The organism is Martelella mediterranea DSM 17316 (genome assembly GCF_002043005.1).
GTDB lineage: Bacteria > Pseudomonadota > Alphaproteobacteria > Rhizobiales > Rhizobiaceae > Martelella > Martelella mediterranea.
Genome location: NZ_CP020330.1, coordinates 4,374,062 through 4,398,425, shown reverse-complemented (window position 1 = coordinate 4,398,425; position 24,364 = coordinate 4,374,062). Strand labels below are relative to the sequence as shown.

General features: G+C 64.0%; 17 protein-coding genes and 1 pseudogene. 9 read left to right on the top strand and 9 right to left on the bottom strand.

Features of this window, described 5'->3' with window-relative positions:
• Window positions 1-226 precede the first annotated feature (226 nt).
• A complete protein-coding gene (locus tag Mame_RS20520) occupies window positions 227-2,692 on the top strand; it encodes a heavy metal translocating P-type ATPase (protein ID WP_018064549.1) in 2,466 nt (821 codons plus the stop codon).
• A gap of 124 nt (window positions 2,693-2,816) precedes the next feature.
• Here the strand turns inward: Mame_RS20520 and Mame_RS20515 are convergent, their stop codons facing one another.
• The 3 genes from Mame_RS20515 to Mame_RS20505 all read right to left on the bottom strand — a co-directional run bounded on the left by Mame_RS20515 (window position 2,817) and on the right by Mame_RS20505 (window position 6,319).
• Window positions 2,817-3,755, bottom strand: coding sequence for an IS110 family RNA-guided transposase (locus Mame_RS20515; protein WP_079920685.1), 939 nt, complete (start codon window positions 3,753-3,755; stop codon window positions 2,817-2,819).
• A gap of 329 nt (window positions 3,756-4,084) precedes the next feature.
• Window positions 4,085-4,942 carry a C40 family peptidase gene (locus tag Mame_RS20510; protein ID WP_018067865.1) on the bottom strand — a complete coding sequence of 286 codons (858 nt, stop codon included), beginning with the start codon at window positions 4,940-4,942 and terminating at the stop codon, window positions 4,085-4,087.
• A gap of 3 nt (window positions 4,943-4,945) precedes the next feature.
• Window positions 4,946-6,319, bottom strand: a complete 1,374-nt coding sequence (locus Mame_RS20505; RefSeq protein WP_018067864.1) for a leucyl aminopeptidase family protein — start codon at window positions 6,317-6,319, stop codon at window positions 4,946-4,948.
• Window positions 6,320-6,444: 125 nt separating this feature from the next.
• Here Mame_RS20505 and Mame_RS20500 point away from each other — a divergent pair, with 125 nt between their 5' ends.
• Window positions 6,445-7,239: a tetratricopeptide repeat protein gene (locus tag Mame_RS20500; protein ID WP_018067863.1), complete on the top strand. Its 795-nt coding sequence runs from the start codon at window positions 6,445-6,447 to the stop codon at window positions 7,237-7,239.
• Window positions 7,240-7,392: 153 nt separating this feature from the next.
• Here Mame_RS20500 and Mame_RS20495 read toward each other — a convergent pair.
• The 5 genes and pseudogenes from Mame_RS20495 to Mame_RS20475 all read right to left on the bottom strand — a co-directional run.
• Window positions 7,393-8,559: pseudogene (locus tag Mame_RS20495) on the bottom strand (IS481 family transposase); the annotation flags it as partial.
• 157 nt (window positions 8,560-8,716) lie between these two features.
• Window positions 8,717-9,583 (bottom strand): SDR family oxidoreductase, encoded by an 867-nt coding sequence (locus Mame_RS20490; protein WP_018066787.1) that lies wholly within the window; start codon window positions 9,581-9,583, stop codon window positions 8,717-8,719.
• Window positions 9,574-10,713, bottom strand: coding sequence for a tRNA epoxyqueuosine(34) reductase QueG (queG, locus tag Mame_RS20485; protein WP_018066786.1), 1,140 nt, complete (start codon window positions 10,711-10,713; stop codon window positions 9,574-9,576). Before queG ends, Mame_RS20490 begins: the two co-directional genes overlap by 10 nt.
• Window positions 10,714-10,783: 70 nt before the next feature.
• Complete coding sequence (locus Mame_RS20480; protein ID WP_026173823.1) at window positions 10,784-11,476, bottom strand: glutathione S-transferase family protein; 693 nt, start codon at window positions 11,474-11,476, stop codon at window positions 10,784-10,786.
• A 115-nt stretch (window positions 11,477-11,591) separates the two neighbouring features.
• Window positions 11,592-12,431 (bottom strand): undecaprenyl-diphosphate phosphatase, encoded by an 840-nt coding sequence (locus Mame_RS20475; protein ID WP_018066784.1) that lies wholly within the window; start codon window positions 12,429-12,431, stop codon window positions 11,592-11,594.
• A 195-nt stretch (window positions 12,432-12,626) separates the two neighbouring features.
• On the opposite strand from Mame_RS20475, the gene Mame_RS20470 reads away from it, so the two are divergent.
• Together Mame_RS20470 and Mame_RS20465 are read left to right on the top strand one after the other, a co-directional pair.
• Window positions 12,627-13,034 (top strand): DUF805 domain-containing protein, encoded by a 408-nt coding sequence (locus Mame_RS20470; protein WP_018066783.1) that lies wholly within the window; start codon window positions 12,627-12,629, stop codon window positions 13,032-13,034.
• Between the two features lie 99 nt (window positions 13,035-13,133).
• Entirely contained in the window at window positions 13,134-14,420 is a 1,287-nt protein-coding gene (locus tag Mame_RS20465) for a lytic murein transglycosylase (RefSeq protein ID WP_162141095.1), read from the top strand.
• A gap of 280 nt (window positions 14,421-14,700) precedes the next feature.
• On the opposite strand, the gene Mame_RS20460 is transcribed toward Mame_RS20465, so the two are convergent.
• On the bottom strand, window positions 14,701-16,341 hold the full coding sequence (locus tag Mame_RS20460) for an MFS transporter (protein WP_018066781.1): 1,641 nt from the start codon (window positions 16,339-16,341) through the stop codon (window positions 14,701-14,703).
• Window positions 16,342-16,655: 314 nt separating this feature from the next.
• Between Mame_RS20460 and rimP the strand changes: the two genes are divergently transcribed.
• The 5 genes from rimP (at window position 16,656) to Mame_RS20435 (ending at window position 24,095) form a co-directional block, all read left to right on the top strand.
• Window positions 16,656-17,264, top strand: a complete 609-nt coding sequence (gene rimP, locus Mame_RS20455) for a ribosome maturation factor RimP (RefSeq protein ID WP_018066780.1) — start codon at window positions 16,656-16,658, stop codon at window positions 17,262-17,264.
• Window positions 17,265-17,352: 88 nt separating this feature from the next.
• Complete coding sequence (nusA, locus tag Mame_RS20450; RefSeq protein WP_018066779.1) at window positions 17,353-19,002, top strand: transcription termination factor NusA; 1,650 nt, start codon at window positions 17,353-17,355, stop codon at window positions 19,000-19,002.
• Between the two features lie 32 nt (window positions 19,003-19,034).
• Window positions 19,035-19,661 (top strand): RNA-binding protein, encoded by a 627-nt coding sequence (locus Mame_RS20445; protein WP_079921011.1) that lies wholly within the window; start codon window positions 19,035-19,037, stop codon window positions 19,659-19,661.
• A gap of 100 nt (window positions 19,662-19,761) precedes the next feature.
• Window positions 19,762-22,509 carry a translation initiation factor IF-2 gene (gene infB, locus Mame_RS20440; protein WP_018066777.1) on the top strand — a complete coding sequence of 916 codons (2,748 nt, stop codon included), beginning with the start codon at window positions 19,762-19,764 and terminating at the stop codon, window positions 22,507-22,509.
• A gap of 392 nt (window positions 22,510-22,901) precedes the next feature.
• Complete coding sequence (locus Mame_RS20435; protein WP_018066776.1) at window positions 22,902-24,095, top strand: benzoate/H(+) symporter BenE family transporter; 1,194 nt, start codon at window positions 22,902-22,904, stop codon at window positions 24,093-24,095.
• Window positions 24,096-24,364: the final 269 nt, after the last annotated feature.

Here is a 24,364-nt window from a genome sequence, read left to right as displayed (position 1 = left end):
GGGTTCGACTGAGATTGCTTCGTTCCGGAAACGCCGCAGCCAACAATCTCCCCCCTTGAGGGGGAGATGTCGCGAACGCGACAGAGAGGGGTGAACCCTCTCGGCGAACTCAGAGCGCATAGGCTGGCGCTGTACCCCTCTCTGCCCCTGTCGGGGCATCTCCCCCTCAAGGGGGGAGATTGTTTGGAGCAAGCGGCGCGCCACGCACCAAGAAGGAAAACCGACCATGGAACAGACGCTTGCGAAAAAGCCTGCCCACATCACCCTTCCGGTGACAGGCATGACCTGCGCCTCCTGTGTCAGCAGCGTCGAGCGGGTCGTCGGCCGGGTGGAGGGCGTTTCGGCGGTCTCCGTCAACCTCGCCACAGAGACGGCCGATGTCACGCTTGCAGACCCGACGGCCGCCGGCGACGTGGTCGCTGCGATCGGGAAGGCCGGCTATGGCGTGGCGCTCGAGACCATCGAACTCGGCATCGAAGGCATGCACTGCGCCTCCTGCGTCGGCAATGTCGAACGCGCGCTGATGGCCGTGCCCGGCGTCGTCTCGGCGCATGTGAACCTTGCAAGCGAACGGGCGACCATCGAGGCCGCCGCCGATAGCGCCGCGCTGATGACCGCCGTCGAGGGGGCCGGTTATACGCCGCGCCGTATCACCGATGCCACGGCGGAAACCGAGACCCATGCGGATATCAGGGCGAAGGAGCAGGCCGCGCTGAAGCGCGATTTCCTGGTGGCGCTGATTTTCACCCTGCCGCTGTTCGTGCTGGAAATGGGCTCGCACCTGATCCCGTCGCTCGGCCATGCCTTGATGAACGCCGTTGGCGTCTTCCCGCTGCATATCCTTTACTTCGTGCTGGCGACCGTTGTGGTGTTCGGTCCCGGACGCCGCTTCATCCGCCATGGGACGGCCTCGTTCAGGCGGCTGTCGCCCGACATGAACGCGCTGGTCATGCTCGGCTCGCTGGCGGCCTGGGGCTATTCTACGCTTGCAACCTTCTTGCCGCAGCTTTTCCCTGAGGGCGCGGCGCAGGTCTATTTCGAAAGCGCCGCCGTCATCGTCACGCTGATCCTGCTCGGCCGCTATCTGGAGGCCAAGGCCAAGGGCCGCACCTCCGCTGCGATCACCCATCTCATGGACCTCCAGCCGAAGACCGCGCGGGTGGAACGCGATGGCGAGACCGTCGATATCCCGATCGCGGATGTCAAGCAGGGCGATTTCGTGGTCGTGCGTCCGGGCGAGCGGATCGCGGTCGATGGCGCGGTCGTTTCGGGCGCGTCGCATGTCGATGAATCGATGATTTCCGGCGAGCCGGTTCCGGTGAAGAAGGCCGAGGGCGACGCCGTCACGGGCGGTACCATCAACAAGACCGGAAGCTTCACCTTCCGCGCCACCGCCATCGGCGCCGATACCGTGCTGGCGCGCATCGTGAAAATGGTGGAAACCGCGCAAGGCGCGAAACTGCCGGTACAGGCCATGGTCGACAAGGTCACCGCCTGGTTCGTGCCGGCGGTGCTGGCCGCTGCCGCGCTGACATTCGTGATATGGCTGGTATTCGGCCCCTCGCCGGCGCTGTCCTTCGCGCTGGTCAATGCCGTGGCGGTGCTGATCATCGCCTGCCCCTGCGCCATGGGGCTCGCCACGCCGACCTCCATTATGGTGGGCACCGGCAGGGCGGCGGAAACCGGCGTGCTGTTCCGCAATGGCGAGGCGCTGCAGACCCTGCGTGATACGAAGATCGTCGCCTTCGATAAGACCGGAACGCTGACCGAAGGCCGTCCGGCGGTGACCGATATCCTCGCCGTCGGCGGCTTCGAGGAGGATGCGCTGCTGGCGCTTGCCGCCGCCGTGGAGGCGGGCTCGGAACATCCGCTTGCCGAAGCCGTCGCGGCTGGTGCGCGCGAGCGAAAACTGGCCGTGGAAAAGGCGGAGGGTTTCGAGGCCGTCCCGGGCTATGGCGTGAAAGCATCGGTCGGCGGCAGGTCCGTTGCCGTCGGCGCGCGCCGGTTCATGGAAAAACTCTCTGTCGATACCGCAGGCCTTGGTGACGAGGCCGAAAGACTGGCGGCGAAGGCGCGCTCGCTGCTGTTCATCGCGGTCGATGGCCAGCCCGCCGGCGTTATCGGCGTTGCCGACCCGGTCAAACCCTCGGCAAGGGCCGCGATCGCCGCGCTGCACGAGGCGGGCGTGAAGACTGCGATGATCACCGGCGACAACGAGAAGACCGGCCGGTCGATCGCCGCCGAAGTGGGGATCGATACCGTGGTGGCCGATGTCCTGCCGGATGGCAAGGTCGCGGCGCTCGAGACGCTGCGGGCAGAGCACGGCGCGATCGCCTTTGCCGGCGACGGCATCAACGACGCCCCGGCGCTCGCCGCCGCCGATACCGGTATCGCCATCGGCACGGGCACCGATATCGCCATTGAAACGGCTGATGTCGTGCTGATGTCCGGAGATCTTGCCGGTGTGGTCAACGCCATCGCGCTGTCGCGGGCGGTGATGCGCAATATCGCGGAGAACCTGTTCTGGGCCTTCGGCTATAATGTGCTGCTGATCCCGGTTGCCGCCGGCGTGCTCTATCCCGCAGCCGGCATTCTGCTGTCGCCGATGCTGGCAGCGGCGGCGATGGGGCTGTCGAGCGTGTTCGTGTTGAGCAATGCGCTGCGGCTGAAGCGGTTTCGGAAGGTGGCGTAGCGGCGCGTTTCAGCGCGTAGCGATCCTCGTCACAGGGATGGGCGCTTGCAGCTTGCTCCCAATACTCTCTCCCGCTGGCGGGAGAGATACCCCCGAAAGGGGGAGTGAGCGACTGTCTTTCTGGTCAAGCGTTTTGTTCGCGCCATGGATGATTGTCCCGGAGGATTGCGTTGAGGATGGTGATGAGTTTTCGTGCGACTGCGATGATGGCCACGAGTTTAGGTTTTCCATGAGCGACCAGACGATCCCTGAACGCCCTGAGGCTTGGATTGTGATGCGCTGCAACGAGGGCTCCCATGTAGAGCGCCGTTCTGACGCCGGCGCGTCCTCCGCCGATGAAGCTCCTTCCGCGCCATTGGCCGGACTGACGCGTCCATGGAGCCAGACCGACGAGAGCGGCGATCTGACGTCGGTCGAGCGTACCGAGTTCCGGCAGTTCGGCGATCAGGGTGCGGGCGATCTGGTCACCGATACCGGGGACAGACTTCATGAGCTCGACCTTGGCCCGCCAATGGGGCGATCGGCGAATGCTGTCGTCAATGTCCTGATCGATGTCGGTGAGTTCCTTCTGCAGCGCCTTGAGGAGCCGGTTGATGCTCTTGGCCGTGCGCTGAGACGATCGCTTCAGGCGTTGGTTTTCCGCGCCGATCATGGCGATGATCTGCCGCCGGCGAGCGACGAGATCACCCAGGGCCTGGGTTTCGGCGTCCGGCAGCGGCCGCAGGGCGGGCCTTGTGGCCTCGGCGAAACGGGCGATCACGGCTGCATCGATCGGATCGGTCTTGGCCCTCTTGCCGAGCGCCTGGGCAAAGGCCCGCACCTGCGCCGGATTGACGATGACAACCGGCAGTCCGGCCGAAGCCAGCGCCGCCGCGACCACGGTTTCGAAGCCGCCGGTGGCCTCAATGGCGATCCGTGCGGCCCCGAGCGGCTTCAGCCGCGCGATCAGGTCCTCCAGCCCGTCATGATCGCGCGGGACATGAAAAGGGGCCATCGAAGACGTGTTGGCGGCGACATCCAGACGATCCCTGGAGACGTCGATACCGATGTTAAGAGCGTCCATCCGATCCCATCCTTGCTTAAGCGGGCTTCGCTTCGAGCGGCCCAAGCGACTGTTCGGGTTCGATGGAACGGCGGACGAGGACCCTTGCTCACTCACGGGCTTGGTGTCCCTCAGGGTGACCGGTCTCCCGTCCGCCACCGCAACCTGCTCTATACCACAAGCAGCGGATTCGAAGTTACAAGGGTGGCGCAGCGCATCCAGCCGCGAGGGCGTTCGCGGTGAAAGTCTCCCCCCTCACTGTCGCTTTCGCGACATCTCTTCCCGCCGGGGCGAGAAGATTGGGGGGCTATGCGGGGAGACCATATGCAAAAAAAACGCTTATGATCCGCTTACTTCGCCGGCCGCAGATACGAGGTCGGGTTGCCGTAGTGGGGGGCGATGCGGGTGATGGCATGGTCGAGGTTTTCGCGGGTGACCCGCATGGTCGCGCCATTGGCGTGGATCAGGGTCTTGGGGTCTTCCATCAGCCCGACATGGCCTTTCCAGAACACGAGATCGCCGCGCTTCAGGCCGCGCCGGGTCACCGGGTCGCCATCCATCAGTTCCTGCATGTCGGAATCGCGCGGCACGGTGCGCCCGGCCATCATCATCGCGATCTGCACCAGGCCCGAGCAATCGAGCCCGAAGCCGGATCGTCCGCCCCAGAGATAAGGCGTTTCGAGAAAGCGCAGCGCCGTCTTCACCGGATCGCGCTCGAACGGGCGGCCGACGGGAAAGCAATGATCGGCGAAGACGGCGGTGCCGTCCGCCGACATGAGATAGCGGCTGCCCCGCAGCTCCGCCTCGTCCACGAAGGTCATTCGGCTGCCCATGGAAAGCGCCGAGACCGGTCCGGTTTTCAGGTCAGGCTCGGGATAGAGGAAGGTGCGGGGCACCGAAATCACATGGGTCGCCACTGGATGGGCGCCCTCGGCAACCACGTCCTCCGGCAGGTAGCCGACATAGCAGTCGAAGCGGGATTGCACCCACAGCCAGCCGTTTGCGCGCTCGAATATATCGACCGTCTCGCCGAACAGGAGCTGGGTGTCGATCCGCGCCGCATGCGCCGGCTCGCGCCGCACCGAGGCGACCGGGACGATCACCTGCGCCGGGATCGGATCCGCGAACCGCGCCGCGCGGACGATGCCGGAAAGCCGGACATCGGCGAGATCATCCCTGAAAGCGTGAAGCCGGCGGTCGAGTTGCATGCGTCAGCCCTTGCGGATGGTTTCGAAGATGGCGCGGATCGCCTGCGCCTCGCCGCCGGCCGGACCGAAATCGCGGTCGGACTGGGCATAGGCGTAGATGTCGAAATGGGTCCATTCCCTGGCGCGGCCGACGAATTGCTTGAGAAACAACGCGGCGGTGATCGCGCCCGCCAGCCCGCCCGACGGCGCGTTGGTGAGATCGGCGATGCCGGTTTTGAGCTTGGACTCGTAGCCGGCAAAAAGCGGCATCCGCCAGACCGGATCGCGCAGCCGTTCGCCTTTGGCTGCAAGCGTTTCGGCGAAGGCATCGGATGTCGCGAAGAATGGCGCGATATCCGGGCCGAGCGCCACGCGGGCCGCGCCCGTCAGCGTCGCCATGTCGATCAGGAGGTCGGGCAGTTCCTCGTCGGCATAGGTCAGCGCGTCGGCGAGGATCAGCCGCCCCTCGGCATCGGTATTGTCGATCTGCACCGTCAGGCCCTTGCGCGAGCGGTAGATGTCGCCGGGGCGGAAGGCGTTGCCGGCCACGGCATTTTCGACGCTCGGAATGATCACGCGCAGATCGACGTCGAGCCCGGCATCCATGATCATCAGCGCCAGCGCCATCACATTGGCGGCCCCGCCCATGTCCTTCTTCATCAGCAGCATGCCGGCAGCGGTCTTGAGATCGAGGCCGCCGGTATCGAAGCACACGCCCTTGCCGACGAGGGTGATAGCCCGCGCGCCCTTGCGGCCCCAGCGCATTTCCATCAGCCGCGGCGCCTTCTCGCCGGCGCGGCCGACAGCGTGGACCAGCGGAAAGCCCGCCGAAAGCAGATCGTCGCCGCGGATCGCGTTGAAACTGGCGTCATAATGACGGGCAAGCCTCGCAAACACCTCTTCCAGATGGTCGGGCTGCATGTCGTTGGTGGGGGTATTGACGAGATCGCGGGCCAGACAGATCGCGGCCCATGCGCGCTCAATCTCGGCGGCATCAACGCCGTCGGGGATCGCGAGCCGCACGACCTTCGCGGCGGGCTTCACATAGCGCTCGAAGCGGTAGGAACCGGCCGCAAAGCCCGTTAGTGCCAGCGTCGCATCGCCGGCATACTGCGCCAGACGCCAGTCGCCCGCTGGAAGCAGTTTCGTCAGTCGGCCGAAAACGAAGGGGTTCGCGCCATTGCCGAGGCCGAACAGCGCTGCGCCAAGGCCGCCATCGCCGCCGGGAACCAGCAGGAGCTCTCCCTCGTTTCCCGAAAAGCCGGCGGCGCTCGCAAAGGCGCGGACGCTTTCCGGCAATTTGTCCGTCTCGCCCTGGGCAAGGGCGTAGAGCGGCCGGACTGGCGCGTCGGCGGGACAGAAGGGGAGCGGGCGGGTGATAAACTGGAAATGCGACATGTGGCTTTGCTCGGAACTGGTTTTCCCGCGTACTTTCGCGCGAAAAAACTTTCTGTAAAGTAACCAAAGGCGGTGGACGGTGATTCCATACGCCGATCGAGGCGCTGAGAACAGACGGAGATTGCATGAAAACCAACAATCCCACCGGCCATGCATCGCGCGCGGCGATAGTGCTTGCCGCCGGCCTTGTTGCGCTATCGGGTTGTGCCAGCGTGCGCGGCGGCGGCATCAACACATCCGGCTACCGCATGGCGGAAGATTTCGCCGGGCTTTCGCTGTCTCAGCAGGCGCAGGTGAGCTACCGGCTGGAAAGCGCCTATCTTTCCCGTCCCGGCCGGCTGAACAGCGGCATCGAATATTCGGAATATCTCAAGGCGACCGGCGATTACAAAAAGGCCAATGAGGTGATGCGACAGGTGGCCGCCCTCAACCCCGGTTCCGGCGAGGCGCAGCTTTTCTACGCCAGGTCACAGGCGGCGCTCGGCTATTATCCGGATGCGCTCAGAACCGTGCGGCAGGCCGCTGCGCTCAGCCCCAATGACTGGCGCGTCTACAATGAAGAGGGCACGATCCTCGACCAGATGGGCCAGCCGATGGAAGCGCGGATGCGCTATCGCAAGGCGCTCAGCCTGTCGCCGAACAATCCCGACGTGCTGTCGGCGATGGCGACGTCCTATGTGCTGACCCATGACCTGCCGACGGCCGAAAACTTCCTCCGCGAGGCCGTGAACCAACGCGATGCCGGGTCGGATGTCCGGGTCAATCTCGGGCTGGTTCTGGCGCTGCAGGGCAAGCAGGAAGAGGCCCAGCGCGTGGTCACCGCCGGCGTTTCGGCTGAAGAAGCGCAGCAGAACCTCGCGGCGCTCGCGGCGGCCACCGCGCCGGGCGGGGCGTGGGAGCAGTATGCGGTCGGGATGTAGGGATAACCGTGGTCACCTCAGGCGCAAGGCTGTTGTTGTCCGGTTTGGCGACTTTCCGCCGCGCTTTCCCGTCCACCTGTGTCATCCTCGGGCTTGACCCGAGGATCCAGGCCACACGGAGAGCGTCGCCTGGACCCTCGGGACAAGTGTAAAGCCCGGAGACATCCCTGACAGGTGTTCGGAGACATGCCTGACAGTTACTCGTCTTTGTTAAGGTCGATGAGGGCGACTTGGTTTGCTGCGAAGAACACGCCATGTTGGCCGTCGGTTTCGAGGGGTCTGATTGCCAGCATTTCCCCTTGAAAGGCCTTCGGCACACGCCATGCCTTGCCGTTGAATGCGACATAGGCGTTTGTGCTGCTGACGCGCCTGACGATCTCGCCTGGGTCATAGACGGGCTCGGGAACAGTGGCGGGAAAGCTGCGGGGCGACGGGCTGTAGCGGCTTGCGGGCACGGCCATGGCGATGCCCTGATGCGGCCGATGATGGTTATAGAGGTCGCGCCAGCGATCAAACGCCCTTTGCGCCTGCCTGAAGTCCGACAATGGCTGGAAGGCGAGAACTTCAGCCTTGAAACTGCGGTGGAAGCGTTCGTTCTTGCCGCGTCCCTGCGGATGGTAGGGGCGGGCGTGAATGAGTTCTACCCCCAGCTTGAGGAGCCAGACGCGCAAGCGTGTCCAGCCGTGCTGAACGCCGTTCCCCACGGGTTGCCATTGTCGGTATAGATCGCCATCGGCAGCCCATGGTGACGAAAGATGCGTTCCAGCCGACTGCGAACCGTCATCCTCCGTTCGTCGGCGCAGGCCTCAAGTCCGAGGGCAAACCGCGAATGATCATCGAGGACGGTGAGCGGATGACACCAGCCCCCGAGACGAGTTGAAAACGTCCTTTGAAGTCCATCTGCCATAGCAGGTTTGGCGCTTCGCGCTCGAAACGTCCATAAGCCGGGCCCGCGCCCTCAGGCGTTGTGATCCGCTTGTGTCGAACCAGGATGGCATGGACTGTCGAGGCCGCCGGCGGATCGGTCCCCATACGCTCCAGCATCCACGCAATCTTGCGGGCGCCCCAGGCCGGATGCGCATCGCGCACCTCAAGCACCGCCTGTTCAAGCGCCTGACCGGTGCGCCGCGGGCTCGCGTGCGGCCGCCGCGAGCGATCCTGCACCCCCTCGCCAGCCCTGACACGCTTCAGCCAGACATAGCCCGTCTGGCGAGAAATCCCGAAGCGCCGGCACAATTGCGAAATATTCGCGCCCTCAAGCGCACAAAGCCGGCAAAACTCCAACCGCTGATCCACCACAGACTTCGTCTCCCACCCCATCAAAACCTCCCAGATTGCAATCCGAGAAGTGTCAGGCATGTCTCCGAACATCTGTCAGGTATGTATCAAGGCTGTACACTTTTGTCCCGAGGGTGACCCGGAACAGGGGGAGAGAACTTTCCTCAAACTGAGTGGTGGTAGAGGAAAGCCATCATCCTCAATACGCCCGCATATCCCACAACTGCTTCAGTGATTGCCGGTAGTTCGGAAACTCGAACTCGTAGCCGAGCTTGCGCAGCTTGGCATTGCTCACCCGCTTGTTCTCGCCCCAGAACGACCGCGCCATGGGCGACATGTCGGCCTCCTCGAACGGCACTTCCGGCGGCGGCTCGATGCCCATCAGACGGGCCGCTTCGGTGATCACGTCCTGCGGCGGGGCCGGTTCGTCGTCGGTGACGTTGAAGATGCCGCCGATCTCGCGCTCGGCCAGAAAGGCCACGGCATAGGCGATATCCTCCACGCGGATGCGGTTGAAGACCTGGCCTTTCTTGATCACCCTTTGCGCCGTTCCATCCAGCAGCTTGCGGAACGGGTTGCGGCCGGGGCCGTAAATGCCGGAAAGCCGGAGAATGGCGACCGGAAGCCCGTGTTTCGCGCCGGTTTCCAGCCATTGCTGCTCGGCGGCCAGGCGCTGTTTCGAGCGCTCCGAGGTGGGCCGGCATTCGGAGGTCTCGTCCACCCATGCGCCGTCATGATCGCCATAGACGCCGACGGTCGAGAGATAGCAGAGCCATTGCAGGTCCGGCAGTTCGTTGTGGGCGGTGTTGCTGGCGATGTTCAGCAGGCTGTCGCCATCGGGACCGGGCGGGATCGATTGCACCAGATGGGTGACGCAGGAAAGCTTGTGGCCGAGCGCGGGATCGATGGTCTTTCCGTCGAAGACGAAGGCTTCCATGCCGCAATGGCCGAGGTCAGCGGCCTTTTCCGCGCTGCGCGTGGTGCCGGCGACCTGGCTGGCGGAGGGAGCAAGCGCTGTGGCGATCGCCTTGCCGGAATAGCCGGCGCCGAAAATCATCAGATGCATAGCGTCTCCTCCTCGCGTTGCCATTCGTGGCGGACGGTCTCATCACTCTCATGTAAGCGTGTTCTTGCCAATGCGGCAAATTCTTTTCCGGGCAGAAGCCGCGCCAGCGCCCAGACCGCCATGGCGCGGACGGCCGCGCTGTCGTCATCGATCAGGCGGCGGCAAAGCGGAACGAGCGCGGCGTCGCCGCTATTGCCAGCGGCAATCAGGCAATTGCGGACGAAACGGTCGCGGCCGATCCGCTTGATCGGCGAACCCGAGAAGAAGGCGCGGAAGTCGGCATCGTCGAAGCCGAGAAACTGGGACAGGCGCGGGGCCTTCAGGTCGTCGCGCGCGATCAGTTTCATCTCCGAGGATTGTTCGGCGAACTTGTTCCAGGGGCAGGCGGCGAGACAGTCGTCGCAGCCATAGATGCGGTTGCCCATCGCTTCGCGAAATTCCAGCGGGATGACGCCGTGATGCTCGATGGTGAGATAGGAAATGCAACGCCGCGCATCGAGCCGGTAGGGCCTCGGAAAGGCCTTCGTCGGGCAGACATCCAGGCAGGCGCGGCACGAGCCGCAATGGTCGCGCTCGGCGGTATCGGGCGCAATGTCTTCGGTGGTGAAGATCGAGCCCAGGAACAGCCATGAACCGAATTGCCGGCTGACCAGATTGGTGTGTTTGCCCTGCCAGCCGATGCCGGCCTTTTCGGCAAGCGGCTTTTCCATCACCGGCGCGGTATCGACGAACACCTTGACGTCGGCCCCGCTGCGGGCGGCGAAGCGCCCGGCGATCTGTTTCAGCTTTCCCTTGATGACGTCGTGATAGTCGCGGTTTCGGGCATAGACCGAGATATTGGCGCGGTCCTTCCGCTTCAGAAGCGGTCGCGGATCGTCTTCCGGACCATAATTCATCGCCAGCATGATGACGGAGCGGGCCTCCGGCCAGAGCTTCAGCGGCGAGGACCGGCGTTCGAATGTTTCCGCCATCCAGGCCATCTCGCCGTAATGACCCTTGGCGATGCCTTCGGCGAGCGCGTTCGCCGCCTCAGGCATATCTTCGGCGCGCGCAATTCGGCAGGCGGAAAAGCCCTGCGAGAGGGCTTCTTCGCGCAGGAAGTATTTCAGCTTTTCGGAACGCTCATTCATAACGCCGCCGTTTCACAGATCGCGCATCGCCGCAAGGGTGATACTTTCTCCAAAGGTGGCGCGTTGCGGCCTAAAAATCCAGATCGGCGTAGTGAGAAACCGGCACCACGCCGCGCACCCGGTCGGCGAGCAGCGCCCGGAAGGCGGGGCGGGATTTCAGACGCTGGTACCATTCCTTGGCGGCGGGGGTCTCGTCCCAGTTGATTTCGCCGAGATAATCGAGCGCGGAGATCGCGCCGCCGGCGGCAAGATCGGCATAGCTCATCCGCTTGCCCGCCAGCCATCCCCGGCTGCCGGCAAGCCAGGCGACATATTTCATATGCTGGCGGATATTGGCGCGGGCCGCCCGCAGCACGCGCGAATCAGGCGCGCCGCCGCCATATTCGGTGCTCATCTGCAGCTTGTAGACCCGCTCGCGGCACAGCGGATGGGTGACGTCCTGTTCGAGCTTCAGCAGGAACCATTCGGTCAGCCGGCGAATTTCGGCGCGCTGGAACGGCTCTTCCGCCAGTAGCCGGCGTTCTCGCTGCAGCACGCCATGGGTCTCGTCCATGAATTCGGCGATCACGAACGGGCCACAAAGCGCGCGCATATTGTCATCGACGAAGACCGGCAGGGTGCCGGCGGGATTGGCCGTCAGGAAGGCCTTGCGTTTTTCCCACGGCCGCTCCTCGATCATGTCGACCTCGAAGGCATATTCGCCGATCACCAGGCGAATGAAGCGTGAGGCGGCGGACATCGGGTGGTGATAGAGCGTAGACATCTGGCTTCCGTCGCGTAGGTCATGGATCGACGCCCGGCCAGAAGCCGCGACACGACCCGATCACGTGATTGTTTGCGGCCCATCTAACCACCGAAGGATTAATGATGGGTGACCGTCAGCCAACAGGACTGATCACACCGAGCCCGAGCAGGACCAGAAGGCCTGCGCCGAGCGCGACCCGGTAATAGACGAACGGCATGTAGCTGCGCGTCGAAACCAGCCGCAGGAAGAACACGATCACCGCGTAGCCGACGAAGAAGGCAATCGCGGTTGCAAGCGCCGTTGCCCCCCAGCCGACCGGATTGTCCTCGCCGATGCTCTTGAAAAGCTGGTAGAAGCCGGAGCCGAAAACGGCCGGCACGGCCAGCAGAAATGAATAGCGCGCCGCCGCCTCGCGGGTGTAGCCGAGCAACAGCCCGGCGCTGATCGTGCCGCCGGAGCGCGACACGCCCGGTATCAGCGCCATCGCCTGGGCAAAGCCAAAGAGAATGCCGTCGCGCCATGTCAGGTTTTCCAGCCGGACGCGCTTGGCGCCGATCCGGTCGGCGATCCCCATGACGATGCCGAAGATGATCAGCATCGCGGCAGTGATGTAAAGATTGCGCAGCGAGGTCTCGATCTCGTCCTTGAACAGAAGGCCAAGAATGACGATCGGCAGCGAACCGATGATGATCAGCCAGCCCATGCGCACATCGGCCCTGTCGTAACCGCTGCCGAGCCGGAGATTGTGGCCGAGCCATGCCTTCGCGATCCGCATGATGTCGGACCAGAAATAGACCAGCACGGCGAGTTCGGTGCCGATCTGGGTGATGGCGGTGAATGCCGCGCCGGGATCGGCCCCCGATGGCATGAATGCGCCGGCGATGCGCAGATGCGCGCTTGAGGAGATCGGAAGAAATTCCGTCAACCCCTGCAGCAGGCCCAGAAAGGCGGCCTCGATCCAACCGATAGTCATGAGTTTCAGCCGACCTCAAAATTGACGACAAGGGCAGTGCGGCCGCGGGCGGCGAGGGGCCGGTGCGACGGTCACGTGCTTCCTATCCGAAGACGGCGGGCTTGGGAAGAACGGAGCCGCACGATGGCCAATGCGCGCTTATTGCGCTCGTTGCGCACCGGGCGTAGTCTGATGCCGGGACAACAGGGGAAAATCATGTCGGAATCACCAACTTCGATCGTCGGTCGCGATCACCGCAATGTCGGTTTCGTGGAGGCGTTTCAGCTTACGTTCAAGAATTATGCCCTTTTCAGCGGACGGTCCTCGCGCGGGGCGTTCTGGTTCTGGGTGCTGTGGACCATCATCATCAGCGGCGTTCTCGGCGGAATTGATTCGGTCCTGTTCGGCAAGGTCGGCTATCTGCAGGGGCTCTGGAACCTGGCGACCCTGATTCCGTCGATCGCGATCTCCGCGCGCAGGCTTCATGACGTCGGCCGCAGCGGTTGGTGGCAGCTTATCGGCTTCACCGTGATCGGCCTGTTCGTTCTGCTTTACTGGTACTGCAAGCCCGGGCAGGAACAGACAAACGACTTCGGCGCCGATGTCGAGGCGGGACGGGCCTGAGAGCCATAAACGCCATCGTAATGCCCAGATGCGGCCATAATTGATTTATCATTCGGTAACCCTGATGCCCGAGACTCCGCGCGAAAAGGAGAAGCCTGAATGAACAGATCACGCCCGTTTATGGCCGTCCGCATTCTCTGCGCCGTGTTTGCGATCGCGCTCGCCTTCCTTGCGGGCGCGGGTTTCTCCACGGTCGCCAATGCCTATGACAGGGCGACCGTCGACCGTCAGTTCAGCCATTGGCTTGCCAGCGACATGCGCCAGGCGGCGCTTCGTTCCGGGGTGTCGGCTTCGGTCTATGACCGGGTCACGCAGGGGCTTTCGATCAACTGGTCGCTGCCGGACCTCGTACCACCCGGCACCAAGCCGCCGGCGCAGCGAAAGCAGACGCAGCCGGAGTTCTCCGAGCCCGGCCCCTATTTCAGCGAGAACAATCTCAATTATCTCGCGGTCAAGGGACGCCAGCTCTACAATCAGTACAAGCCGGTACTGGACCGGATCGAGGCGCGCTACGGCGTGCCGGGCCGCATCGTGCTCGCCATCTGGGGTCGCGAGATGGGCTATGGCGCGGCGGAGGAAAAATACGACATTCTCCAGGTGCTCGGCACCAAGGCGTTCATGACCGGCTCGCGCCAGCAGATGTTCCAGCGCGAATTCATCGCCGCGCTGCAGATCATCCAGAGCGGGGCTGCCCCGCTCGACAAGCGCAAGGCGTCATGGGCCGGCGCCTTCGGCCAGCCGCAGCTGATGCCGTCCAACTTCATGAACTATGCCGTCGATTTCGACGGCGACGGCGTTATCGACGTCTGGGACTCGGTGCCCGATTCGCTCGCCACCATCGCCAAGCATCTGGCAAGCGACGGCTGGGAACGCGGGCGCGACTGGGGCTATGAGGCGGTGATCCCTGACAATGTCTCCTGCGCCCAGGAAGGGCCTGACAATGCCCGGGCGATTTCGGCCTGGACCAAGCAGGGTATCACCCGCGTCAACGGCAAGGCCTTTCCCGCCGAGGAACTGCGCAAGCCGGGCATGATGCTGGTGCCGCAAGGCCGCTACGGGCCTGAATTCATCGTCACGCCGAATTTCTACGTGCTCAAGGAATACAACAATTCCGACCTCTACGCCCTTTTTGTCGGCAATCTCGCCGACCGCATCCAGTACGGCATGGGCGCCTTTGCCCAGCCCTGGCAGCGCACCGGCACGCTGTTGCGCTCCGACGTCGCCGCCATGCAGCGCAAGCTCGAGGGCATGGGCTATGACGTCGGCGGCGCGGACGGTCTTGTCGGCTTCAAGACCCGGCGCTCGATCGGCGATTGGCAGGCGAAAAACCGCGTCAGCCAGACCTGCTGGCCGACGCCGGCGCTGAAGAACGAATTGCTGCGGTAGTTTCAGGGCTGCCGGGATTTGTGCTGAAGCAGATATTGCTTGAAGCAGTGGCCGCATAGCCCTCAATCAATCTCCCCCCTTGAGGGGGAGATGTCGCGAAAGCGACAGAGAGGGGTATCGGGCATACGCCGCACGCTCTGTGCTCCCGGAAAGGGTTCACCCCTCTCTGCCCCTGTCGGGGCATCTCTCCCTCAAGGGGAGAGATTGTGGGTTGCGAGGTCTCCAACCCACACCAAAGCCCAACGAAGCTGATGGAGAAGGCCGCCCTCATACTTCCCCTTCAATGATGATGATGATGCGCGTCGTAGGGGCGGTTGAAGATGGTGTCGCGCGGCGGGATCGCCTGGCGTTCGATCATGCGCCGGACCCGCGGCATGCCGTCTTCCCGATGCAGTTCGCGCAACCGGTCGAAATTGTCGGCATCGGCCTGGGTGCGGCGCTGGTTGTGGCGCACATAATCGACCCAGGTGGGCGCGTGATAGGTCTCGAACCAGACATCGGGCTCCTCGATATCGCGCATCAGCGCCCATTTGCGCGCGCCGTCGCGCAGCCGGATGCGGCGGCGCTCGACCATCAGGCGCAGGAATTCCTGGGTATCTTCAGCCGCGATCACGAAGCGGGTCTCGACCACAATCGGGCCGGAGCGGGCGACGAGGCCAAGGGCGGGCTCCGGCGTGCGGAACCTGTTGAGCGGATCGAGGTTCAGGCTTTCGAAGGCCGGCATCTTGAACACGAAGCCGACTGCCGCGCCGAAGGCCGCGACGCCCGCCGCGGCCAGGAAGGCATGGGTGATGGTGAGGTTTTCGGCGACATAACCCCAGAGCCAGCTTCCGCCCGCCATGCCGCCGAAGGCAGCGGTCTGGTAGAGCGACAGGGCCCGGCCGACCACCCAGCGCGGCGTTGTGAGCTGCACCACCGTGTTGAACAGCGAAAGCGCCATGACCCAGCAAGCGCCGGCGAAGAAAAGCGCCAGACAGTCGATGATCAGCGAGGTCGAAAGCGACATGACCACCGCGCTCGCGCCGAACACCAGGAAGGCCGCGCGGATGATCGCTTCGTTGGAAAGTGCGGCTCTCAGCCTTGCATTGGCGAAAGCGCCGCCGATCGCGCCGATGCCGAACGCGCCGAGCATGATGCCGAATGTCTGCGGCCCGCCGGCGATCACGTCGCGCGCCACCAGCGGCAGCAGCGCCAGCGCCGAAACCGTGGCAAGGCCGAACAGGAAGGCGCGCAGCAGCACCTTCAATATGTTGGGCGACATGAACACGTAGCGCAACCCGGCGCCGATGGCGGTGGTCATCTTCTCGCGTGGCAGCGGGTTTTCCGGAGGCACAAATTTCCAGCGGAAGACCACTGTCAGCAGGCCGAGATAGCTCAGCGCGTTCACAACAAATGCCGCCGCCGCCCCGCCGATCGCGACGATGGTGCCGCCGACGGCCGGGCCGACGCTGCGGGTAATGTTGAAACCCACGGAATTGACCGTGACCGCCCCGGGGACGTCGGAACGCGGCACCATATCGCCGACGGCAGCCTGCCAGGACGGGTTGTTGAGGGCATTGCCGCTGCCGATGAGAAAGGTGAAGGCCAGCAGCATCCACGGCGTGATCACGCCGGCAACCGCCGCAAGCGCCAGCGCCACGGAGACGGCGAACATGAAGCCCTGGGCGGCGAGGATCACCCGTCGGCGATCGAAACTGTCGGCAATCGCGCCGGCGACCAGCGCGAACAGCATCACCGGCAGCGTGGTCGAGGCCTGAACCAGCGCCACCATGCTTTCCGAATTCGAGATCGAGGTCATCATCCAGGCCGCGCCGACATTCTGGATGTTGGTGCCGAGATTGGAGGCGATCGAGGCAAACCAGATATTGCGGAAGGTGGTATGCGCAAACGGGGCAAAAAGCGAGGGTGTCGCCTTGTTCATGGATCGTCGTTCCTCCGGGCATTTTGTTGTTTGCGCGCAGCGCGATCGGCGGATGCGATGCTGCGTTCGCTTCGGCTTCTCCCGAACCACAAGTATAGGACCGAAATCAGGCGGTTGCCTATATCCCCCGAGGTCGGTTCCATGCCCGGGCCGCGATAAAACTTGCAATTTTCCCTTCGTGAGGTTATCTAGGGCTCAAATTCTTGATCGTCAGATGAAGAGTGGGGCCGCACGGACCCGCTCTTTTTTGTTTGGCGCGGCCGCCAGGCGCCGGGAGCCTGATGGGACAGATTTGAGGAACATGGCTGACAAACATGGATGATAGGGCAAGAGAAGAACGGCTTATCGTGGAAACCGGCGTCGAGAAGCGGATTGCCGATATGCTCGAGCCTGTTCTGGAGGATATCGGTTTCAAGCTGGTGCGGGTCAATCTCTCCGGCCAGAACGGGCTGACGCTGCAGATCATGGCCGAGCGTTTCGACGGCACGATGACGGTCGAGGACTGCGAGGAAGTGTCCAAGGCGGTCTCTCCGGTGCTCGATGTCGAGGACCCGATCGACCGCGCCTATCATCTGGAAATCTCCTCGCCCGGCATCGACCGGCCGATGGTGCGCAAGTCCGATTTCTACCGCTGGAAGGGTCACCTGCTTAAATGCGAGACCTCTGTGCTCATCGGCGAGCGCAAGCGGTTCCGCGGCCGCATCGTCGAGGCCGACAATGACGGCTTCACGCTTCTGCGCGACGGCGTCGCCTATGGCGAGCCAAGCGAGGTCACGATCCCGTTTTCGGCGCTTTCCGATGCCAAGCTGATCCTGACGGACGAGTTGATCCGCGAGGCGTTGCGCGCCGACAAGCTGGCCAAGGAAAAGGCCGCCAACGAAAACGACGAAGACAATGGTGTCGAAGACACCGAAGAGAATTGAACACCGCCCGACCGCAGCTTTTATCGCGCAGGCGTGACAGCAATTTCGCGAAGCCTCGAGGCTCGCAGACAAGAATGGAGACAGGAACATGGCAGTAAGTGCGAACCGGCTGGAACTGTTGCAGATCGCCGACGCGGTGGCGCGGGAAAAATCGATCGATCGCGAGATCGTCCTGACCGCCATGGCCGACGCCATCCAGAAGGCGGCCAAGTCGCGCTACGGATCGGAAACCAATATCCGCGCCGACATCAATCCCAAGACCGGCGAAATCCACCTGCAGCGCCTGCTCGAAGTGGTCGAGGAAGCCGAGGATTACAGCACCCAGATCCCGCTGGCGCTGGCGCTCGACCGCAACCCGGAAGCCAAGCTTGGCGATTTCATCGCCGATCCGCTGCCGCCGATGGATTTCGGCCGGATCGCCGCTCAGTCGGCCAAGCAGGTCATCGTCCAGAAGGTGCGGGAAGCCGAGCGCGATCGCCAGTATGACGAATACAAGGATCGCATCGGCGAGATCGTCAACGGCACGGTCAAGCGCGTCGAATACGGCAATGTCATCGTCGATCTCGGCCGTGGCGAGGCAATCATCCGCCGCGATGAGATGATCCCGCGCGAAGTGCCGCGCTACGGCGACCGCATCCGCGCCTATGTCTATGACGTCCGCCGCGAACAGCGCGGTCCGCAGATATTCCTGTCGCGCACCCATCCGCAGTTCATGGTCAAGTTGTTTGCCATGGAAGTGCCGGAAATCTACGACGGCATCATCACCATCAAGTCGGTTGCCCGCGACCCCGGTTCGCGTGCCAAGATCGCCGTGATCTCGTCCGATTCGTCGATCGATCCGGTCGGCGCCTGCGTCGGCATGCGCGGTTCGCGCGTCCAAGCGGTCGTCGGCGAGCTTCAGGGCGAGAAGATCGACATCATTCCGTGGTCGGAAGATCCGGCCTCCTTCATCGTCAACGCGCTGCAGCCGGCCGAGGTCGCCAAGGTGGTGCTGGACGAGGATGCCGAGCGCATCGACGTCGTGGTGCCGGACGACCAGCTTTCGCTGGCGATCGGCCGCCGCGGCCAGAATGTCCGTCTCGCCTCGCAGCTCACCGGCTGGGACATAGACATCATGACGGAGAACGAGGAATCGGAGCGCCGCCAGAAGGAATTCAACGAGCGTTCGCAGCTGTTCATGGATGCGCTGGACGTCGACGAGATGGTTGGTCAGGTGCTGGCCTCGGAAGGCTTCGCGGCCATCGAGGAACTGGCCTATGTCGACCTTGACGAAATTTCCTCGATCGAGGGCTTTGACGAGGAAACCGCGCAGGAAATCCAGATGCGCGCCCGCGAGCATCTGGAGCGTCTCGATGCCGAACTGGACGAGAAGCGCCGGGAACTCGGCGTTTCCGACGACCTGCGCCAGATCGACGGCATGACGCTGGCGATGATGGTCGCGCTCGGCGAGGAAGGCATCAAGACGATGGAAGATTTCGCCGGCTGCGCCGCCGACGACCTGATCGGCTGGACCGAGCGTCAGAATGGCCAGACCAAGCGTTTCGACGGCACGCTGTCGTCCTTCGCGCTGTCGCGCGTCGAAGCGGAAAACATGATCATGCAGGCGCGTCTCGCTGCAGGCTGGATCACCGAGGAAGACCTCGCCGCCGACCTTCCCGAGGAAGAGGAAGTAGAGGTCGAGGGCGGCGACGAGGAGCCGGCAGCTGACGATCTGAGCGGCGTATTCTCGAAGTCGTGACCTCGCCCCGCAAAGCGGTCGAGGCTGAGGCGATGAGCGAGCGCACCTGCATCGTAACCCGCAAGGCCGGCGATTCGGATGAACTCATCCGGTTTGTCGCCGGCCCCGACGGGCAGGTCGTGCCGGACCTGAAGCGCGAGCTCCCCGGCCGCGGCTGCTGGGTCGTCGCGGAACGTCGGGCCGTCGACAAGGCTGTCGCGAAGGGCCTGTTCTCCCGGGCGCTGAAGCAGAAGGTTCAGGCCGCCGACGATCTCGGCGCGATGGTTGACATGTTGATGGCGCGCCAGTTGGCGGGTATGATCAACATGGCGATCAAGGCGGGGGAATTCGTGACGGGCTCGGCCAAGGTCGACCTTGCGATCAGAAGCGGCGTGGCGATCGCCGTGTTTCATTCCGCCGATGCCGCGCCGGATGGCGTCCGCAAGCTGGATCAGGCCCGCACCGCCTTCATGCATCAAAGCGAGGCCGATGCGCCGGTGCCGGCGCTCAGGCCTTTCAATGCGGACGAAATCGGCACTCTTTTGCATGAGAATGCGTTTAAACACGCCGCAGTGCTTGCGGGAAAGGCCGGTGAGGGTGTAGTGAAGCGCGCAATGATACTTCAAAGGTACCGGGCAGATGCCCGAACCGAAGGAAAAGCCGCGATGACGAACACATGACGACGTCACGGAAGTTGGCCGGACGCCATAATATGAATTTTTAGGGCGGGCATACTGTCTCCGATCGGAGATGGTTCCCGCGCCAAGGAACGGGAACCGAATGACGGACAGTAAAGACGACAAGACACTCGACAATGAAGGCAAGAAGACGCTTAAGCTGAAGCCGTCGGGTGTGAGCCAGGGCACCGTGCGCCAGGATATGGGCCGCGGTCGCAGCAAGGCGGTCGTGGTGGAAACACGCAAACGCCGGATCCACAAGCCCGGCGAAGACACTTCAGCAGCAGCATCAGCATCGCGCGCGCCGGCTTCTCAGAGCGCCCAGCCGCGCCAGGGCGAGACCCGCCGCAACGATGACCGGCCGACGCACCACCCCAAGGGCCAGCCTTCGCGGCCGGGCGCGCAGAACCGCCAGCGCGGCGGTCAGCCGGATCGCGGCCAGGATCGGGGTAATGCCGACCGTGGCGGCCAGAACCGCCAGCGCGGCAATGTGCTGCACGATCTCTCCCAGGGGGAGATGGATGCCCGCCGCCGCGCGCTGGTGATGGCGCAGCAGCGCGAGGCCGAGGATGCCGAACGCCGCAAGCGCGAGGCCGAAGAGGCCCGCATTGCCGAGGAAAGGGCGAAGCTCGAAGCCGAGGAAAAGGCCAAGCGCGAAGCGGAAGAGGCCAAGGCCCGCGCCGCAGCGCCCGCGCCCGCCGTCGAGGAAACGCCGACCGAGGCCGAGGTGCCGGTCGTGCCCGATCTGCCGCCGGGCGAGGACGCCAAGCCGAGCCGGACCGCACAGCGTCCGCGCCCTGTCGCGCGCACGACGGCGGAAGAGGATGATGAAGCGGCGCGCGGCCGCAAGCCGCGCCGCGAAGGCGAGAGCGAAGGCGGACCGGCGCGCGGCAAGGCGCTGAGGCCCGACACCGCGCCGAAACCCGCCTCCCGCCCCAAGGGCACCGGCGAGCGTCGCCGCGGCAAGCTGACGGTAACTGCGGTTACCGGCGACGAGGACGGCGGCAGCCAGCGCGGCCGTTCGCTTTCGGCCATGCGCCGCCGCCAGGAAAAGATGCGCCGCGCCCATTCGCAGGAGCCGCGCGAAAAGGTTCTGCGCGAGGTCGTGCTGCCGGAAACCATCACCATTCAGGAACTGTCGCAGCGCATGTCCGAACGCTCGGTCGATGTGATCAAGTACCTGATGAAGGAAGGGCAGATGATGAAGCCCGGCGACGTGATCGATGCCGATCTCGCCGAGCTGATCGCCACCGAATTCGGCCATACCGTGAAGCGCGTTGCCGAATCGGACGTGGAAGAGGGCATTTTCGACGTCAAGGATGACGAGGGCGATCTGGAGCCGCGCGCCCCGGTCGTGACCATCATGGGCCATGTCGACCACGGCAAGACCTCGCTGCTGGACGCGATCCGCCATGCCAATGTGGTCTCCGGCGAGGCCGGCGGCATCACCCAGCATATCGGCGCCTATCAGGTCGAGCAGGACGGTCAGAAGATCACCTTCATCGACACGCCCGGCCACGCCGCCTTTACGGCAATGCGTGCCCGCGGCGCCGAGGTGACCGATATCGCCATTCTGGTGGTTGCCGCCGACGACAGCGTCATGCCGCAGACGATCGAGTCCATCAATCACGCCAAGGCCGCCGGCGTGCCGATCATTGTTGCCATCAACAAGATCGACAAGCCGGACGCCGATCCGCAGAAGGTGCGCACGGCGCTGCTTCAGCACGAAGTGTTCGTGGAAACCATGGGCGGCGACACGCTGGAAGTCGAAGTCTCGGCCAAGACCGGCAAGAACCTAGACAAGCTGCTCGAGGCGATCCTGCTGCAGGCCGAAATCCTCGACCTCAAGGCCAATGCCGACCGCACCGCCGAGGGCGTGGTGATCGAAGCCCAGCTCGACCGTGGCCGTGGTTCGGTCGCGACCGTTCTGGTTCAGAAGGGCACGCTGAAGCCCGGCCAGATCGTGGTTGCCGGCGATCAGTGGGGACGCGTGCGCGCGCTCGTCAACGATCGCGGCGAACATGTGAAGGAAGCCGGCCCGTCGATGCCGGTCGAGATCCTCGGTCTCAGCGGCACGCCCGCGGCCGGCGATCGCTTCGCCGTCGTTGAAAACGAAGGCAAGGCCCGCGAAGTCTCCGAATACCGCCAGCGGCTTGCCCGCGACAAGGCGGCCGCCCGCCAGTCTGGTTCGCGCGGTTCGCTCGAGCAGATGATGAGCCAGTTGCAGGATACCGGGCTGAAGGAATTCCCGCTGCTGATCAAGGGCGACGTTCAGGGTTCGGTCGAGGCGATCGCTGCGGCGCTCGAAAAGCTTGGGACCGACGAAGTGCGCGCCCGGATCGTCCATGCGGCGGCAGGCGGCATCACCGAGTCGGATATTTCGCTTGCGGAAGCTTCCAATGCGGCGATCATCGGCTTCAATGTCCGCGCCAACGCGCAGGCCCGCCGGCTTGCCGAGCAGGAAGGCATCGAGATCCGCTACTACAACATCATCTACGACCTGGTGGATGACGTGAAGTCGGCGATGTCGGGTCTTCTTTCGCCGGAACGGCGCGAGACCTTCCTCGGCAATGCGGAGATCCTCGAGGTCTTCAACATTTCCAAGGTCGGCAAGGTCGCGGGTTGCCGCGTCACCGAGGGCCGCATGGAACGCGGCGCCGGCGTCCGCCTCGTCCGCGACAACGTGGTTATCCACGAGGGCAAGCTGAAGACGCTGAAGCGCTTCAAGGACGAAGTCTCCGAAGTGCCGGTCGGTCAGGAATGCGGCATGGCCTTCGAGAACTACGAAGACATCCGCGCCGGCGACGTCATCGAAGCCTTCCGCGTCGAGCACGTCACGCGCACGCTCTGATTTTTCGGAGCAACACGGAAATCGAAAGGGCCGGCAGCGATGCCGGCCCTTTTCGTTTGTGGGGTATTTTGCGTATGCCGCTTTGAGGGAGGTGGTCGTGCAAAGAGCCGAGCAGCCCACAATCTCTCCCCTTGAGGGAGAGATGCCCCGACAGGGGCAGAGAGGGGTGAAATCTTTCCGTTAGTTCGGAGCTTGCGGCTTATGCCCCTCTCTGTCGCTTTCGCGACATCTCCCCCTCAAGGGGGGAGATTGAGGCCGACAGGCTGCAGGATAAGTTCAAGGCTTTTCACACCGTACTGGCCATGTCGGCGTCGGGCTTGACTGCAACCCCCATTTACGCTGCAACCGCTTGGTGCCGCCGGCGCGGGTCGGCGTTGTTGAAGGGGTGCGCAATGCTGCGGGATTTTTCACTGCAGAGCCTGTTCATGGGGCTTCTGGTCGCCTTTGTCGGCTTCGCGAGCTCGTTTTCGGTCGTGCTTCAGGGGCTGGAAGGCGCGGGCGCCAGCCATGCGCAATCGGCATCGGGGCTTATGGCGCTGTCGATCGGCATGGGGGTGTGCGGCATCGTCATCTCGGTGGTCACGCGGATGCCGGTGAGCGTGGCCTGGTCGACGCCGGGCGCGGCGCTGATGGCCACCAGCGGGGCTTTGCCCGGCGGCTTCAACGCGGCGGTCGGTGCTTTTATTATCTCGGCGGTGCTGATCATCCTCGCCGGCATGGTGAAGCCGGTCGGTCGGGCGATTTCCGCCATTCCCGCGCCGCTGGCCAATGCGATGCTCGCCGGCGTGCTGCTGGCGCTCTGTTTCGCGCCGGTGGAGGCTGTGAAGTTTTCGCCGCTGCTGGCGCTGCCGATCGTTGCGACCTGGGTGATCGTCGGCGCGTTTAACCGGCTGATGGCAGTACCGGCCGCTTTTCTCGCCTTCGTGGCGGTGCTGATCTTCGGCGTCGATATCGAAGCGGGCGCGTGGTCCGGCGTATTTCGCAATGCGTTTGCCGCGCCGGTCTGGGTGACGCCGCATTTCTCGGCTCAAGGCGCGATCTCGCTGGCGCTGCCGCTGTGCATCGTCACCATGGCCTCGCAGAACATTCCGGGCGTCGCGATTCTCAACATCAACAATTACCGCCCCTCGGCCGGCCGGATGTTCTCGGCAACCGGCCTCGCCACGCTGTTTACCGCGCCCTTCGGCGGGCACGGGGTCAATCTGGCGGCAATCACGGCGGCGATGTGCGCGGGCCCGGATGCCCACCCCGATCCGAAACGGCGCTACTGGTCGGCGATCATCGCCGGGATCGGCTATATCGTGCTTGGCCTGTTCAGCGGCCTTGTGGTGGCAACCGTTTCGCTGGCGCCGCCGGTGCTGATCGAGGCGGTGGCCGGCCTTGCGCTGATCGGCGCTTTCGGCGGCGCGGTGCTTGGGGCCTTCAAGGAGCCGGACGCGCGCGAGGCGGCGGCGATCACATTTCTGGTCGCAGCCTCCGGCGTCGGCTTTCTCGGCATTTCGGGGGCCTTCTGGGGCCTTCTCGCGGGTCTGCTGGTGCATGGCATCAAGTCATGGGCGGCGAGGCGTTCGCGCAAGCCCGCCTAGGAGGCGCTGTTTGCGATTGCAATTTGCCGCGGATGTCGCTAAGGAACGCTCATGATCAGGTTTGCGAACAATTTTCAGGCGAAGTCCACGCGCGGTGCCATTGCCGCGGCGCCCGTCCTGCGCGACCTAAACTCGCTTCTTCTTCTCGGCCTTAACGGCGGTTGCCGGGTCCTTTGAGGAGCGCCCGGCGGCCGGAAAGCCGTCTGGCACAAGCGCTCCTGAAAAATCCCTGAAATTGAAGATAAAGGCAGCCATTGCGCGGGACGCGC

Coding starts and splice junctions, on each gene's coding strand:
- Mame_RS20520 (WP_018064549.1), top strand. CDS start 227: ATGGAACAGACGCTTGCGAAAAAGCCTGCCCACATCACCCTTCCGGTG.
- Mame_RS20515 (WP_079920685.1), bottom strand. CDS start 3,755: ATGGACGCTCTTAACATCGGTATCGACGTCTCCAGGGATCGTCTGGAT.
- Mame_RS20510 (WP_018067865.1), bottom strand. CDS start 4,942: ATGCAACTCGACCGCCGGCTTCACGCTTTCAGGGATGATCTCGCCGAT.
- Mame_RS20505 (WP_018067864.1), bottom strand. CDS start 6,319: ATGTCGCATTTCCAGTTTATCACCCGCCCGCTCCCCTTCTGTCCCGCC.
- Mame_RS20500 (WP_018067863.1), top strand. CDS start 6,445: ATGAAAACCAACAATCCCACCGGCCATGCATCGCGCGCGGCGATAGTG.
- Mame_RS20490 (WP_018066787.1), bottom strand. CDS start 9,583: ATGCATCTGATGATTTTCGGCGCCGGCTATTCCGGCAAGGCGATCGCC.
- queG (WP_018066786.1), bottom strand. CDS start 10,713: ATGAATGAGCGTTCCGAAAAGCTGAAATACTTCCTGCGCGAAGAAGCC.
- Mame_RS20480 (WP_026173823.1), bottom strand. CDS start 11,476: ATGTCTACGCTCTATCACCACCCGATGTCCGCCGCCTCACGCTTCATT.
- Mame_RS20475 (WP_018066784.1), bottom strand. CDS start 12,431: ATGACTATCGGTTGGATCGAGGCCGCCTTTCTGGGCCTGCTGCAGGGG.
- Mame_RS20470 (WP_018066783.1), top strand. CDS start 12,627: ATGTCGGAATCACCAACTTCGATCGTCGGTCGCGATCACCGCAATGTC.
- Mame_RS20465 (WP_162141095.1), top strand. CDS start 13,134: ATGAACAGATCACGCCCGTTTATGGCCGTCCGCATTCTCTGCGCCGTG.
- Mame_RS20460 (WP_018066781.1), bottom strand. CDS start 16,341: ATGAACAAGGCGACACCCTCGCTTTTTGCCCCGTTTGCGCATACCACC.
- rimP (WP_018066780.1), top strand. CDS start 16,656: ATGGATGATAGGGCAAGAGAAGAACGGCTTATCGTGGAAACCGGCGTC.
- nusA (WP_018066779.1), top strand. CDS start 17,353: ATGGCAGTAAGTGCGAACCGGCTGGAACTGTTGCAGATCGCCGACGCG.
- Mame_RS20445 (WP_079921011.1), top strand. CDS start 19,035: ATGAGCGAGCGCACCTGCATCGTAACCCGCAAGGCCGGCGATTCGGAT.
- infB (WP_018066777.1), top strand. CDS start 19,762: ATGACGGACAGTAAAGACGACAAGACACTCGACAATGAAGGCAAGAAG.
- Mame_RS20435 (WP_018066776.1), top strand. CDS start 22,902: ATGCTGCGGGATTTTTCACTGCAGAGCCTGTTCATGGGGCTTCTGGTC.